This window comes from Frigoribacterium sp. Leaf172, from assembly GCF_001424285.1.
Lineage (GTDB): Bacteria > Actinomycetota > Actinomycetes > Actinomycetales > Microbacteriaceae > Frigoribacterium.
Map to the genome: position 1 here is coordinate 59610 of NZ_LMPB01000005.1, position 13193 is coordinate 72802.

The 13193-nt window shown below is 71.8% G+C and carries 14 protein-coding genes; 5 read left to right on the forward strand and 9 right to left on the reverse strand.

Going from position 1 to position 13193, the window contains the following annotated elements; translation table 11 throughout:
• Positions 1–7: 7 nt before the first annotated feature.
• The 5 genes from ASF89_RS13985 to ASF89_RS14005 all read right to left on the reverse strand — a co-directional run bounded on the left by ASF89_RS13985 (position 8) and on the right by ASF89_RS14005 (position 4944).
• The gene (locus ASF89_RS13985) at positions 8–1144 is read right to left on the reverse strand and encodes a hypothetical protein (RefSeq protein ID WP_235484137.1); all 1137 of its coding nucleotides are present in this window, start codon (positions 1142–1144) and stop codon (positions 8–10) included.
• The gene (locus ASF89_RS13990) at positions 1144–2211 is read right to left on the reverse strand and encodes an extracellular solute-binding protein (RefSeq protein ID WP_055815963.1); all 1068 of its coding nucleotides are present in this window, start codon (positions 2209–2211) and stop codon (positions 1144–1146) included. Before ASF89_RS13990 ends, ASF89_RS13985 begins: the two co-directional genes overlap by 1 nt.
• 107 nt (positions 2212–2318) lie before the next feature.
• Positions 2319–3329, reverse strand: coding sequence for an ABC transporter ATP-binding protein (locus ASF89_RS13995; protein WP_055815966.1), 1011 nt, complete (start codon positions 3327–3329; stop codon positions 2319–2321).
• Complete coding sequence (locus tag ASF89_RS14000) at positions 3326–4123, reverse strand: ABC transporter permease (RefSeq protein WP_235476315.1); 798 nt, start codon at positions 4121–4123, stop codon at positions 3326–3328. Before ASF89_RS14000 ends, ASF89_RS13995 begins: the two co-directional genes overlap by 4 nt.
• Positions 4120–4944 (reverse strand): ABC transporter permease, encoded by an 825-nt coding sequence (locus ASF89_RS14005; protein WP_235484139.1) that lies wholly within the window; start codon positions 4942–4944, stop codon positions 4120–4122. Before ASF89_RS14005 ends, ASF89_RS14000 begins: the two co-directional genes overlap by 4 nt.
• Before the next feature lie 215 nt (positions 4945–5159).
• Between ASF89_RS14005 and ASF89_RS14010 the strand changes: the two genes are divergently transcribed.
• Complete coding sequence (locus ASF89_RS14010; RefSeq protein WP_055815971.1) at positions 5160–6164, forward strand: LacI family DNA-binding transcriptional regulator; 1005 nt, start codon at positions 5160–5162, stop codon at positions 6162–6164.
• Between the two features lie 15 nt (positions 6165–6179).
• Here ASF89_RS14010 and ASF89_RS14015 read toward each other — a convergent pair whose 3' ends face one another.
• The 3 genes from ASF89_RS14015 to ASF89_RS14025 are packed head-to-tail and all read right to left on the reverse strand — an operon-like array spanning position 6180 to position 8186.
• A complete protein-coding gene (locus ASF89_RS14015; RefSeq protein ID WP_055794843.1) occupies positions 6180–6779 on the reverse strand; it encodes a hypothetical protein in 600 nt (199 codons plus the stop codon).
• A 2-nt stretch (positions 6780–6781) separates the two neighbouring features.
• Entirely contained in the window at positions 6782–7087 is a 306-nt protein-coding gene (locus ASF89_RS14020) for a protealysin inhibitor emfourin (RefSeq protein ID WP_055815973.1), read from the reverse strand.
• Between the two features lie 52 nt (positions 7088–7139).
• Positions 7140–8186, reverse strand: coding sequence for a M4 family metallopeptidase (locus tag ASF89_RS14025; RefSeq protein ID WP_055794847.1), 1047 nt, complete (start codon positions 8184–8186; stop codon positions 7140–7142).
• 51 nt (positions 8187–8237) lie between these two features.
• Between ASF89_RS14025 and ASF89_RS14030 the strand changes: the two genes are divergently transcribed.
• Positions 8238–8777 carry an adenine phosphoribosyltransferase gene (locus ASF89_RS14030; RefSeq protein WP_055794849.1) on the forward strand — a complete coding sequence of 180 codons (540 nt, stop codon included), beginning with the start codon at positions 8238–8240 and terminating at the stop codon, positions 8775–8777.
• A 10-nt stretch (positions 8778–8787) separates the two neighbouring features.
• On the opposite strand, the gene ASF89_RS14035 is transcribed toward ASF89_RS14030, so the two are convergent.
• On the reverse strand, positions 8788–9522 hold the full coding sequence (locus ASF89_RS14035; protein WP_055815976.1) for a M50 family metallopeptidase: 735 nt from the start codon (positions 9520–9522) through the stop codon (positions 8788–8790).
• 151 nt (positions 9523–9673) lie between these two features.
• Between ASF89_RS14035 and ASF89_RS14040 the strand changes: the two genes are divergently transcribed.
• The 3 genes from ASF89_RS14040 to ASF89_RS14050 all read left to right on the forward strand — a co-directional run bounded on the left by ASF89_RS14040 (position 9674) and on the right by ASF89_RS14050 (position 13158).
• Positions 9674–10123 carry a VanZ family protein gene (locus ASF89_RS14040; RefSeq protein ID WP_055794853.1) on the forward strand — a complete coding sequence of 150 codons (450 nt, stop codon included), beginning with the start codon at positions 9674–9676 and terminating at the stop codon, positions 10121–10123.
• A gap of 93 nt (positions 10124–10216) precedes the next feature.
• Positions 10217–10486 carry a 30S ribosomal protein S15 gene (gene rpsO, locus ASF89_RS14045; RefSeq protein ID WP_055794855.1) on the forward strand — a complete coding sequence of 90 codons (270 nt, stop codon included), beginning with the start codon at positions 10217–10219 and terminating at the stop codon, positions 10484–10486.
• Positions 10487–10884: 398 nt separating this feature from the next.
• Complete coding sequence (locus ASF89_RS14050) at positions 10885–13158, forward strand: polyribonucleotide nucleotidyltransferase (RefSeq protein WP_055794857.1); 2274 nt, start codon at positions 10885–10887, stop codon at positions 13156–13158.
• Positions 13159–13193 lie beyond the last annotated feature (35 nt).

Sequence of the window (13193 nt, forward strand, 5' to 3'; positions counted from 1 at the left end):
CCGCGGCTCAGGAGCGGGCCAGCCCGAACTCCGCGTCGAGCGCGGCGATCTCGGACTCGAACCGACCCCGCAGCTCCGCCTTCTCGGCGGGGGGCAGCCAGCTCGCGTCGACCCCGGCCAGGGCCATCGAGCGGACCTGCTCCGCGGTCGCGCCGATCCGCTCGTGGACGATGCGGTACTCGGCGGCGAGCGTCGTCGGGAACATGCCCGGGTCGTCCGACGCCGGGATGACGCGGAGCCCGGCGTCGAGCATCGCCTCGATGGAGGCGCGACGCCAGGGCCGCCAGGAGCGCCGCGACGTCGTCGACACGACCGTGAACGCGACCTGCTCATCGCGCATCCGGGCCACGACCTCGTCGTCCTCGAGCACGTAGTAGCCGTGGTCGATGCGATCGCAGCCGAGCAGATCGAGGCAGGTGACGGTGTTCACGGCCGTCGGCGCGTGCTCCGACGAGTGCGCCGTGCGGCCCAGCCCGGCCTCGCCCGCGAGGCGGTAGGCGTCCGCGAAGCGCTCGGGCGGGCCCGAGGTCTCTAGGTTGTCGAGGCCGATCCCCGCGACGTACTCGTGCGGGTGGTCGACGACCTGCCGCACGAGACCGAGGGCGTGCTCGCCGCTCCGGCTGCGGTCGATTCCCTGGATCATCCGACCCGTCATGCCGAAGTCCCGCTCGGCCATCCGGATGCCCTCCGCGTACGCCTCGACGGAGCCGACGTAGCCGAGCGACTCGAGGTGCGGGGGCACGCCGTCGAAGAACAGCTCGAGGTGGCGGGTGCTGCTGCTCCTGTGGGCGTCCTCGAACGCCTCGTAGACGATCCGGGTCAGATCGTCGGCGTCGCGGAGCACGTCGACCACCCAGTTCGACGCCTGGAACAGCGAGTACGACACCGCGGGCTCGTCGGCGCTGCGCCCCTGCGGCACGGGGATGCGCGTGTCGCGGTAGAGCGCCGGGTCGGGCGGCAGCGAGTTGATGTCCGCGAAGATCCGCTCGGGCTCGTCGGGCAGTGCGAGCCCCTCGCGACGGGCCAGCTCGGCGAAGGTGGCGGCCCGCACCGTGCCGATGAGGTGGCAGTGCAGATCGGCCTTCGGCAGCCGGTCGAGGTACGCCCCGGGCAGGGCGGAACCGGTCGTGGTCTCGTCGCCCATCAGCGCGACGTCACCTCGCGGGCGAAGCGGTCGACCCACTCCGAGCGCGTGGGGACGAGCTCGGTCGGGTCGAGCGTGGAGTAGCCGGCGGCGACAGGGTCGGCCGCGATGTCGCCCACGACCGCCTCGATGGTGTCGGGCACGGTGGCCGCCGGGTTGACGGGCAGATCGCCCACGATCTCGGCCGACGCGGTCTGGGCCTCGGCCGAGAGCAGGTAGTCGATGAACCTCTCGGCGCCGTCGACGTTCGCGGCGCCGGTCGGGATCATGGCGCGGTTGGTCGCCATGTAGCGGCCGGTCTCGGGAGCGGTCCACGCGACGGGCTCGCCGGAGGCGACGAGGTCGGTGGCGAAGCCGCTCAGCGAGTCCGCGGCGACGATCTCGCCCTGGGTCAGCAGGTTCGTGACCTCGGTCGACGAGCTGTAGAACTGCAGCACGCCGGGGGCCCACTCGCCCAGCTGGTCGAGGGCCGCGTCGATGTCGTACGGGCCGTCGCCGTACTCGTCGGCCACGCCCGAGACCATGAGCTGACCCGCGGTGACCGAGATGTCGGGCAACGCGACCCGGCCCGCGAGGGCGTCGTCGCCGTAGAGGCTCCACGAGGCGGCCTCGTCGGCGCTGAACTCGTCGGTCGAGTAGAGGGTGCCGTTCAGCTGGTAGCTGTAGGCGGGTCCGACGTACTCCTCCTCGGTCGCGAAGTCGGCGATCTCGTCGAGCGACGGGACGTCCGAGGCGTCGACCTGCTGGAAGAGCTCGTCCTCCTGGCCCAGGGCGGCGTAGTAGTCCGAGATGAGCATCACATCGACCTCGGGCTCGCCGCCCGCGAGCTGCAGCTGCGAGAGGCGGTCCGAGTTCGAGCCCGTGTCGACGACGACCTCGATGCCGGTCTCCTCCGTGAACGGGTCGATGACCGCCTCCTGGAACTCCTCGACCCCGAAGGGGAAGGTGCTCACGGTGATCGTGTCGGCGTCGGCCTCTCCGCTGCTCGACGAGCAGCCGGCGAGCACCAGGGTGGTGACGGCGACGCCGGCGACGAGCGCGAGGCGGGTGCGGATGGTCGTGGTCATGATGGTGTCCTTTCGGGGCGGTCTCGGCGAGACCGGTCGGGAGGGTGATGCTGCTGAGGCGAGGGGGAGCGGCCGAGGAGGCGCGGGTCGGCCTCGGCGGGCCGCGGTCAGTCGGCGACGGCGACGAGCCGTGCGGCCGGAGCCTCCACGGTCACCGCGTCGCCGATCGCGATCGACTCGACCCCGGTGCTGCGGACGTCCGAGACGAGGCGCACCTCGGCACCGGCCGCGTCGACGGCCTGCACGGTCACCAGGAGGTCGACCCCGCGGTAGGCGACGTCGGTGACGCGGGCCGCGAGCTGCAGGCCGTCGTGCGCCGCGCCTCCTGACGGGGCGCCCGGTGCGACCGCGAGGTGCTCGGGGCGGACGGCCAGCGCCGTGCCGTCGGCGGTCGTGACGAAGTTCTCGTAGCCGAGGAACTCCGCGACGAACCGGTTGGCGGGGTTCGGGAACACATGCTGCGGGGCGCCCTGCTGCATGATGCGTCCGGCGCGCATGAGGACCATGTCGTCGCTCATCTCGAGCGCCTCGTCCTGGTCGTGGGTCACGAGCACGACGGTCAGGCCGGTCTCGCCCTGGATGCGCCGGATCTCGGCCCGCATCTGCACGCGGAGGCGCGCGTCGAGGTTCGACAGCGGCTCGTCCAGCAGCAGGAGCTTCGGGCGGATCGCGATGGCGCGGGCGAGCGCCACGCGCTGCTGCTGGCCCCCCGAGAGCTTCTTCGGTCGGCTGGACGCGAGGTGGGCGAGACCGACCAGGTCGAGCGTCTCCATCACGCGGCGCCGGCGCTCGGCCGTGTCGACGCCGCGCAGCTTCAGGCCGTAGCCGACGTTGTCGGCGACCGAGAGGTGCGGGAACAGCGCGTACGACTGGAACACCATGCCGAGGTCGCGCTTCTCGGGCGGGGTGCGGGTGCTGTCCACGCCGTCGATGCGGATCGTGCCCGACGTCGGAGCGGCGTACCCGGCGAGCATGCGGAGACTCGTCGTCTTGCCGCAGCCGCTCGGCCCGAGCAGGGTGGTGAGCTTGCCCTCGGCGATCGCGAGGTCGATCGAGTCGACGGCGGTGAAGTCGCCGAAGACCTGGCTCACGGCGACGAATTCTGCTGCGGTGCTCATCTGTTGATGCCTCCGAAGATCTTGGCGAAGCCGACGGTGCGTTCGGCGATGACGGCGATGACGACGGTCCCCGCGAGGATGAGCGTGGCCATCGCCGCGACCATGGGGTCGTAGCTCTGCTGCACGTAGTCGAGCATCGTGACGGGCAGGGTGCGGAAGTCGCGGCTCTGGAGGAGCAGCGACAGGGGCACGTTGTTGAACGAGGTGACGAAGCTGAGCAGCGCGGCCGAGAAGATGCCGGGGCGCAGCAGCGGCAGCGTCACGGTGAAGAAGGCGCGCAGCGGCGAGGCGCCGAGTCCGCGGGCGGCCTCCTCGAGCGCGGGGTCGGCCAGGGCGAGGGAGGCGCCGGTCACCCGGACGGCGTAGGGCAGCATCAGCACGGTGTGCCCGATCAGCAGCACCGGGAAGTTGTCGAGCCGGAACCCGATGACGAGCTGCTGGTACAGGGCGAGACCGACGACGAGCTCGGGCACGATGAGGGGCGAGAGGAACAGCCCCTCGACGAGGCCCTTGCCGGGCAGGCGTCCGCGGTGGATTGCCAGGGTCGCCGGCACCCCGACGGCCAGGGCGAGCACCGTCGCGACGAGGGCCAGCTGCAGGCTCGACAGCAGGGCCGACACGAAGGGGTCGTAGCCGAGCGCGGCCTCGAACCAGCGGAGCGAGAAGCCCTGGGGCGGGAACCGCAGGGTGCTGCCCGAGGTGAACGCGGTGGCGACGACGAACAGGATCGGGACGATCATGACGACGTAGCCGGCGACGGCGAGGGAGCCGGCGACGGGGCGGCGGGTTCTCACGAGGTGGCTCCCTTCCGGGCGACGAGGGTCGAGAGACCCGAGACGGCGAACACGAGCACGGTCATGACGAGAGCGGTCGCGGAGGCGCCGGCCCAGTCGATCGTGACGCTCGAGTACGAGAACAGCTGCGTGGCGAGCATCCGCTGACCGGAGCCCCCGAGCAGGTACGGCGTCGTGTACGCCGTGACCGATCCGGCGAACACGAGGGTCGCGGCGACGACGACGCCGGGCAGCGAGAGCGGGACGACGATGCTCCAGAAGGTGCGGGTCCGGCTGGCGCCGAGACCGCGGGCGGCGTCGTCGAGCCCGGGGTCGACCTGGGCGACGGCCGAGTAGCAGGAGATGATCGCGAGCGGCAGGAAGAGCTGAGTGAGACCGAGCACGATGGCGAGCTCGGTGTAGAGCAGCTGCGGCGCCTCGTCGACGAGGCCGACGGCGACGAGCAGCTGGCCGATCGCGCCGTTCCTGCCGAGCAGCACGAGCCATCCGAACGTGCGGACGACGTTGCTGAGCAGCAGCGGGAAGATCGCCAGCGCCAGGAGGACCCCCGACCACCGCGACGTCGAGCGCGCCAGGAGGTAGGCGACGGGGAACCCCAGGGCGACGCAGATCGCCGTGACGATCAGGCCGAGACCGACCGTGCGGCCGATGATGCGGAGGTCGAAGGGGTCGGTGAGCATCTGTCCGAGCCGGCCGATGATCTCGCCGGCGGTGACCCCGGGAGGCGCGAACAGCATCGCGAGGGACGGCACGGCGAACCCCACGACGAGCAGGAGGAGGCCCGGCAGCAGCAGGAGCAGCGCGGGCTTGCGGGACGTCACGGTGTGCCTCCGATCGGGGCGGCGGGTTCGGATCGCCGACCGGCCCCATCGGGTGAAACCGGTTACATCGACCCTACGGGCGCTCGACGACCGAACAGGTCGGTCCGTGTAAACAACATGTAAAAAGCGCCGCACGATCCGCGAGACCGGTTTCACCCGACGCCCTAGGCTGACGGGATGACGACGGGGTGCCGACCAGACGACGAGGGCCGGGCATGAGCGGCGCGGGGCGGTCGTCGACCCTCGCCGACGTGGCGCTGCTCGCGGGCGTCTCGAAGGCGACCGCGTCGCGGGTGCTCAGCCGCCCCGAGCTCGTCGCGCCCGAGACCGCCGCCCGGGTGCTGTCGGCGGCTCAGAAGCTCGGCTTCGTGCCGAACCGCGCCGCCCGCCAGCTGGCCAGGGGTCGCACCGGCGTCGTCGCCGTCGTCGTCCCGACCCTCGACAACGCGTTCTTCACCCCGATCATCGCCGGCGCGCAGGCGGCGGCGGGCGAGGCCGACCTGCAGCTGACGGTGTCCGTGCACCCGCTGGCCGGCGTCGACGAGCTGACGGCCTTCGAGCGGCTGTCGCACCAGGTCGACGGGTTCATCGTCGTCGCGCCCCGGGGGCCGGACGACGTGGTGCGGGCGGCCATCGCGCACAAGCCCACCGTGCTGGTCGACCGGGAGGTGACCGGCGCCTCCTCGGTGGTCGCCGACACGGCCACGGCCTTCGGCTCGCTCGTCTCGCGCTTCGTCGACGACGGCCGTAGCCGCATCGCCTATCTCGGAGGGCCCGACGGCTCGTGGCAGAACCTCCAGCGGACGGCGGCCGTCGTCGAGGCCGCCCGGGGGAGGGCGGAGCTGATCGTCCTCGGCCCCTACCCGGCCACCTTCGAGGCGGGGGTGCGTGCGGCGGCCGAGGTGATCGCGTCGGGCGTCGACGTCGTCGTGCCCTACGCCACCGCGATCGGTCTCGGGCTGATGTTCGTCCTCCGGGGCCGGTCGCCGGAGGGGGCGACGGGCCGGGGCCCCGGCGGCCCGAGCCCGGTGATCATCAGCTCCGAGAGGATGGTCGTCGACGCGCTCGGCCTCGAGGGCGTCCCGGCGATCGACGTCGACGGCGAGCACCTGGGCCGGGTGGCGGCGTCGCGCCTCGTCGCGGCGATCGCGTCGGGCGCCCCGCCCGAGTCGACGCCCCTCCGTCTCGCGGTGCCGGTGCGCTGGCCCGCCGGTCTCTGACGGGACCGGCGACCGCTACCTGTAGTCGTCCGGCCAGTCGAAGGCGGGAGGCGCGGTCACGGCCTCGCCCGTCGGGGCGAGAACCAGCGCGATGTCGTCGAAGTCGCCCAGGCGGATGCCGGCCGGATCGCCGCCGTAGCGCGAGCCGCCGACGAAGGTGGTCAGCGTGTAGCCGTCGTCGGCGCCGAGCGACCCGATGCTCGTCGCGTCGAGGTGGACGTCCCATTCGGTGAACAGCTGACCGAGCACGAGCGTCTCACGACGAGGCGACTCGACGTGCACGATGCCCGTCGTATCGTGCGTATGCAGCGGGGCGGCGAAGCGCGTGTCGGCGTCGTGGCCGATGTCGCCGGGCACGGTGACGGACTCGCCGTCGACCGTGATCGACAGGTGGCTGTGGACGTGCATCGCGAGATCCTCGCCCCAGACGTTCGTCAGGCCGGCCTCGGCGGCGCGCTCGGGGCGGTCCGCGACGGCGGGGACGGGCCAGGGAGGCGCGGTCTCCGATCCCGAGACCCGGTTCGGCAGGCCCGACTGCGCGACCGCGATGGACACCCCGCCGCCCACGAGCGCGAGCGCCGCGACGAGGCCGAGCACCCGGGCCGACGCCACCATTCTCAGCGGCCTTCCGGGCGGGCGGCGTCGACGGACGCCGTCTGCTGCACCCGGTCGACGAGCTCGCGCCACGGGCCCGTCACCTCGCTCTCGGGCAGTCTCGCCTTGCGGCGCGGACGCGTGTCGGCCGAGATCACGTAGACGAACCGATCGGGGTGCACGCCGGCGACCCGGGAGCCCGCGGACGACCACGGCACGTGGTCGAGCAGGACGAGCCACGCGTCCGTGTCCGGCTCGGCCTCGACGTCGACCTGCCACGTCCGGGTGAGACCTGCGAAGCCGCCGGTGCGCTGCACGGTCACGATCATGGCGCGATGCTACTCCGCCGGGTCGGGGATCCCGCCGGGGCGGCGCCGCCGTTCACGCGACGGGCTCGACCCCCACCCCGCGCCACCCCGAGATGGTCGCCGCGGCCTCGGAGGAGTCGACGCCGTAACGCGCTTCTGCGGCCGTCACGGTCGCCGCCGCGAACACGGCGAACGTGGCCGTCGGAGGCAGCCCGCCGCCCGTGAGGGAGTCGAACCAGATCCGACCGGCGCGCTCCCACGCGAAGCCGCCGAGCGCCTGCGCCGTCAGGAAGAAGGCCCGGTTGGGGATGCCCGAGTTCAGATGCACGCCCCCGTCGTCGTCGGTCGTGTCGACGTAGTCGTCGAGGTGGGCCGGCTGCGGGTCGCGACCCAGGACGTCGTCGTCGTACGCGGTCCCCGGGGCGCTCATGGACCTCAGGGCGCGACCCTGCACGTCGGGCAGGAACAGCCCCTCGCCGATCAGCCACGTGGCCTCGTCGGCCGTCTGGCGGAACAGGTGCTGCTCGACGAGGGCGCCGAAGACATCGCTGACCGATTCGTTCAGGGCGCCCGACTGGCCCTGGTAGACGAGGTTCGCCGTGTACTGCGTGAAGCCGTGCGCGAGTTCGTGCCCGATCACGCTGACCGACGCCGTGAAGCGCCCGAACACCTCGCCGTCGCCGTCGCCGAAGACCATGCGCTCGCCGTTCCAGAAGGCGTTGTCGTAATCCCGGCCGTAGTGGACCGTGGCGTCGAGGGGCAGTCCCCGGCCGTCGATCGACGACCGCCCGTAGACCTCGTCGAAGAGGGCGTACGTCGCGCCGAGAGCGTCGTACGCCTCGTCGGCGGCCACGTCGCCGGTGGCGGGCCCGCCCTCGTCGCGCACCCGGCGTCCGGGCAGCTCCTCGGCGCCCTCGGCGTCCGAGATCGAGCGGTCGAGTCCATCGGCCCTGCCCGGCGCGTCGACGGCCGAGCGGACGACCGGGGGAGCGGCGTTGCGATCGACCCCCGACATCGCGAGCAGGCCGTTCCGCGCGGCGCGGGGTGCGCGGTGCAGGCGCGGCGACTCCGCCGCAGCGAGGTGGGCGAGCAGATACGGGGGAACGATGAAGCGCGTCATGGGAGCACCCTGGCACCGGCCACCGACAGCGCGCCCGGTACTCTCGGACGAATGTCCTCCTCCGACGTCTCCGCCCTCCTCGACGACCTCATCGCCGTCGTCCCCGACTTCCCGAAGCCGGGCATCCTCTTCCGCGACGTCACGCCGCTCTTCTCGCACGCCGACGCGTTCGCCACCGTGACCACGGCGCTCAGCGAGCCCTTCGACGGGTCGTTCCAGGCCGTCGCCGGCATCGAGGCCCGGGGCTTCGCGCTCGCCGGCGGCATCGCCATCGAGCAGGGCGTCGGCGTGCTGACCGTCCGCAAGGCGGGCAAGCTCCCCGGCGAGGTGCTCAGCGAGAGCTACGCGCTCGAGTACGGCGAGGCGACCCTCGAGCTGCGGCCGAGTCAGCTCCCCGCGGGCACCCGCGTGCTCGTCGTCGACGACGTCCTCGCCACCGGCGGGACCGCCGAGGCGACCGTCACCCTGCTCGAGCGCGCCGGATACGAGGTCGTCGGCCTGGCCGTCCTCCTCGAGCTCGACGGTCTGGGCGGACGCGACCGGCTGGCCCCGCGCCTCCCCGTCCACGCGCTCGGATCCGCGCCCGCCTGATCCGCTCGCGTCAGCCGAACGACCGGGCGAGCTCCAGGGTCTGCGGGAACAGCAGCGCCGCCGAGCCCCCGAGGCAGGCCAGCGAGACGAGCACGAACACGCCCACCCAGACCACGCCGGGCACCCGGGTCAGCGCGGCGAGCTGATCGGCGTCCGACCCGGTCGTGCGCGATCGTCGCCGGCTGCGCTGCAGCTCGAGGCAGGCGCGCAGGGCGCCGAAGCCGAGCACAGCCGTCAGGGCGACCCCGAAGGCGCTCTGCCACGGCGGAGTCGCCGCGAACGTCACCCCGACGACGAGCGCGACCCCGACCAGCACCACCCACAGTCCGAACCAGTTGCGGATCTGCACGAGCATCAGGGCGAGCAGCAGCAGGAGCGCCCAGAGGAGCCCGGCCGAGTACCCCGCCGAGAGCAGCCAGGCGGCCGCGAGCGAGGCGAGGGCCGGCGCGGTGTAGCCGGCGAGCAGGGTGACGACCATGCCCGGGCCCGTGCGCGGCCCGCTCGAGACGGTCAGCCCCGACGTGTCCGAGTGCAGGCGGATGCCGGACAGCCGCCGACCGGTCAGCACCGCCGCGAGACCGTGCCCGCCCTCGTGCACGACGGTGACGGCGTGCCGCACGGTGCGCCAGACGCCGGGGACGAGCACGGCGACGAGGCCCGCCGCGACGGACGCGAGCAGCCACGGCAGGGGCAGCGGCGGCGCGACGAGGGCGATGCGGGTCCAGAGGTCGGTGACGAGGTCCACGTGACGAGCCTAGGAGGCGCGGTGCGCGCCCCGCCGACACCGCGCCTCCCACGGTCCGCGTCTCCACCCCCCGGTCCGTCCGGGTCGTCCTCGGGGATGATCTCCCGCCGCGGACCCCGGCTCCTCAGGTCGCATCCGTCACCATGGGGTCATGCGTCGCGCCGTCCTCCTCCTGCTCACCCTCGTCTATCTGGCCGGGGTCGCCTGGATGACCCTGCGGCCGAGCGTTTACGGGTCCGGCACGAGCGAGCTGCTCTGGCGGGCGCTCGACGTCTTCGCCCGGCACGACGAGACGTCGTGGATCACCTTCGCCCGCGTCGAGGCGGCCGCGAACGTCGCGATGTTCGTGCCGATGGGCATGTTCCCGGCCCTGCTGCTGCCCAAGCGCCTCTGGTGGTCCGGCATCGTCGTGGGCTTCGCCGCGACCGTCGCCATCGAGTGGTACCAGGCGACGTACCTTTCGGCGACCCGGTTCTCCGACCCGCAGGATCTCGTGATGAACACGCTGGGTGCGGTCATCGGCGCCGCGTTCGTCGGGCTGGCGCTGCCGGGCCGTCGTCGTCGGGCGTCCCGAGCCCGTTCCGCGGCCCCCGTCTGGTAAGCTCCTCAGGTTGCCGTCTGAACGGCCGCGGAACAAGAGAGCTCGCACATCCGGTGACGGGCACCGCGCAACGAACTGAAAGGGGATCCCTCTATGGCACTCGCACCTGACGTCAAGACCCGGATCATCGAAGAATACGCGACCCACCCCGGCGACACCGGATCCCCCGAGGTCCAGGTCGCCATGATGACGCAGCGCATCCTCGACCTCACCGAGCACCTCAAAGAGCACAAGCACGACCACCACTCGCGTCGTGGTCTGCTGCTCCTCGTGGGTCAGCGCCGCCGACTCCTGGGTTACCTGTCCAAGGTCGACATCGAGCGTTACCGCACGCTCATCGGTCGCCTCGGACTGCGCCGCTAGTCTTCGCGCTCCGTACGTCTCGACGACGGCCCCTCTCCGTACACGGAGAGGGGCCGTTCTCTCGTTCCGGGGCCGTGGGCCGGTCGACGGACGGTCGGCGCGCCCCGGCGCGCCCGGCCGGCAGCCGCGGTCCCGTCATGCCCGGGTGCTAGGATCGCGCTCGGAGCAGGCCGGTACGGCTGCTGGTCACCGGTGGTGGCAGGCGGAATGCCCCGATCAGCGCATCGAGTCGCGATCGGAGGCGGGGTCCGACCGTCTTCACTGTTGGCCAGACGTGCCACCGCCTCCGTCGCGTTGCTGCACGTGCATGTCCTCATGCCGTCCACGCCGCCCGCTCCCGGTATGACATCGAGGCCCACACGGGGCATCGATTCAAAACAAAGAGGAGAAACCCCCACATGGAGGGTCCAGAGATCAAGTTCGGCGAAGCCGTGCTCGACAACGGCAAGTTCGGCAAGCGCACCATCCGATTCGAGACCGGCCGTCTCGCCCAGCAGGCCCAGGGAGCCGTCGCCGCCTACCTCGACGACGACACCATGCTGCTGTCCGCCACCAGCGCCAGCAAGAAGCCGAAGGACAACTTCGACTTCTTCCCGCTGACCATCGACGTCGAAGAGCGCTCGTACGCCGCGGGCAAGATCCCCGGCTCGTTCTTCCGTCGTGAGGGTCGCCCCTCCACCGAGGCCATCCTCGTCTGCCGTCTCATCGACCGGCCCCTGCGTCCCTCGTTCGTCGAGGGTCTCCGCAACGAGGTCCAGGTCGTCATCACGGTCCTCAGCATCGCCCCCGACGAGTTCTACGACGCTCTGGCCATCAACGCGGCCAGCGCCTCGACCCAGATCTCCGGTCTGCCCTTCTCGGGTCCGATCGCGGGCGTCCGCCTCGCGCTGATCGGCGACCAGTGGGTCGCCTTCCCGAAGGCCTCGCAGCTGGCCGACGCCGTCTTCGACCTCACGGTCGCCGGTCGCGTCGTCACCGATGCAGCGGGCAACGACGACGTCGCGATCATGATGGTCGAGGCCGAGGCCACCGAGCACGCCTGGGGTCTCATCCAGGGCGGCGCGACGAAGCCCGACGAGGCCGTCGTGGCCCAGGGTCTCGAGGCCGCCAAGCCGTTCCTGAAGCAGCTCGTCGAGGCCCAGGCCACGATGGCCGCCCAGGCCGCCAAGGAGATCGCCGACTACCCGGTCTTCCTGCCCTACACCGACGAGGTCCTCGAGGCCGTCACGACCGCCGCGGGCACCGAGCTCGCCGAGGTCTACAAGATCGCCGGCAAGATCGAGCGCCAGGACGCCGACGACGCGCTCAAGGCCACCGTGAAGGACGCCATCGCGGCGAAGGTCACGGCGGGCGAGCTGCCCGAGTCGGCCAACGGCCAGGTCGGCGCCGCGTACAAGTCGGCGACGAAGAAGGTCGTCCGCGACCGCATCCTCACCGAGCAGATCCGCATGGACGGTCGCGGCCTCGCCGACATCCGCCCGCTCGACGCCGAGGTCCAGGTCATCCCGCGCGTGCACGGCTCCGCCATCTTCCAGCGCGGCGAGACCCAGATCATGGGCGTCACCACGCTGAACATGCTCAAGATGGAGCAGCAGATCGACTCGCTGAGCCCGGTCACCAAGAAGCGCTACCTGCACCACTACAACTTCCCGCCCTACTCGACCGGTGAGACCGGCCGGGTCGGTTCGCCGAAGCGTCGCGAGATCGGGCACGGCTTCCTGGCCGAGCGCGCGCTCGTGCCGGTGCTGCCGAGCCGCGAGGAGTTCCCCTACGCGATCCGTCAGGTGTCCGAGGCCCTCGGCTCCAACGGCTCGACGTCGATGGGCTCCGTCTGCGCCTCCACCCTGTCGCTGCTGAACGCCGGTGTGCCCCTCAAGGCCCCCGTCGCCGGCATCGCCATGGGTCTCGTCTCCGACGAGGTCGACGGCCAGACGCGCTACGCCGCGCTGACCGACATCCTCGGCGCGGAAGACGCGCTCGGCGACATGGACTTCAAGGTCGCCGGCACGTCCGAGTTCGTCACGGCCATCCAGCTCGACACGAAGCTCGACGGTCTGCCGACCGCCGTCCTCGACGCCGCGCTGAAGCAGGCGAAGGAGGCGCGCACCGCCATCCTCGGCGTGCTCAACTCGGCCATCGACGCGCCCGACGAGATGGCCCCGACCGCGCCCCGCGTGATCTCGGTCCAGATCCCTCAGGACAAGATCGGCGAGCTGATCGGCCCGAAGGGCAAGACGATCAACTCGATCCAGGACACCACCGGCGCCGACATCAGCATCGAAGAAGACGGAACCGTCTACATCGGTGCGGTCGACGGCCCCTCGGCCGAGGCGGCCCGTGCCCAGGTCAACGCCATCGCGAACCCCACCAACCCGGAGGTCGGCGAGCAGTTCCTCGGAACCGTCGTCAAGATCGCCTCGTTCGGTGCCTTCGTGTCGCTGCTCCCCGGCAAGGACGGCCTGCTGCACATCAGCGAGGTCCGCAAGCTCGCCGGCGGCAAGCGCGTGGAGAACGTCGAGGACGTCCTCGGCGTGGGTCAGAAGATCCTCGTCGAGATCACGAAGACCGACGACCGCGGCAAGCTGTCGCTCGCCCCGGTCATCGCCGAGACGGCCGACACCGACTCCAGCGGTGCCGCCGAGGAGTCCAACGACACCTCGGTCGACATCTAGGGTCCATCCCTCCGACGAGCCCGTCGCGACCTCGT

Excerpts from the sequence above, each read along its gene's own strand:
- ASF89_RS13985 (WP_235484137.1), bottom strand. The coding sequence starts at position 1,144 with ATGGGCGACGAGACCACGACCGGTTCCGCCCTGCCCGGGGCGTACCTC.
- ASF89_RS13990 (WP_055815963.1), bottom strand. The coding sequence starts at position 2,211 with ATGACCACGACCATCCGCACCCGCCTCGCGCTCGTCGCCGGCGTCGCC.
- ASF89_RS13995 (WP_055815966.1), bottom strand. The coding sequence starts at position 3,329 with ATGAGCACCGCAGCAGAATTCGTCGCCGTGAGCCAGGTCTTCGGCGAC.
- ASF89_RS14010 (WP_055815971.1), top strand. The coding sequence starts at position 5,160 with ATGAGCGGCGCGGGGCGGTCGTCGACCCTCGCCGACGTGGCGCTGCTC.
- ASF89_RS14015 (WP_055794843.1), bottom strand. The coding sequence starts at position 6,779 with ATGGTGGCGTCGGCCCGGGTGCTCGGCCTCGTCGCGGCGCTCGCGCTC.
- ASF89_RS14020 (WP_055815973.1), bottom strand. The coding sequence starts at position 7,087 with ATGATCGTGACCGTGCAGCGCACCGGCGGCTTCGCAGGTCTCACCCGG.
- ASF89_RS14025 (WP_055794847.1), bottom strand. The coding sequence starts at position 8,186 with ATGACGCGCTTCATCGTTCCCCCGTATCTGCTCGCCCACCTCGCTGCG.
- ASF89_RS14030 (WP_055794849.1), top strand. The coding sequence starts at position 8,238 with ATGTCCTCCTCCGACGTCTCCGCCCTCCTCGACGACCTCATCGCCGTC.
- ASF89_RS14040 (WP_055794853.1), top strand. The coding sequence starts at position 9,674 with ATGCGTCGCGCCGTCCTCCTCCTGCTCACCCTCGTCTATCTGGCCGGG.
- rpsO (WP_055794855.1), top strand. The coding sequence starts at position 10,217 with ATGGCACTCGCACCTGACGTCAAGACCCGGATCATCGAAGAATACGCG.
- ASF89_RS14050 (WP_055794857.1), top strand. The coding sequence starts at position 10,885 with ATGGAGGGTCCAGAGATCAAGTTCGGCGAAGCCGTGCTCGACAACGGC.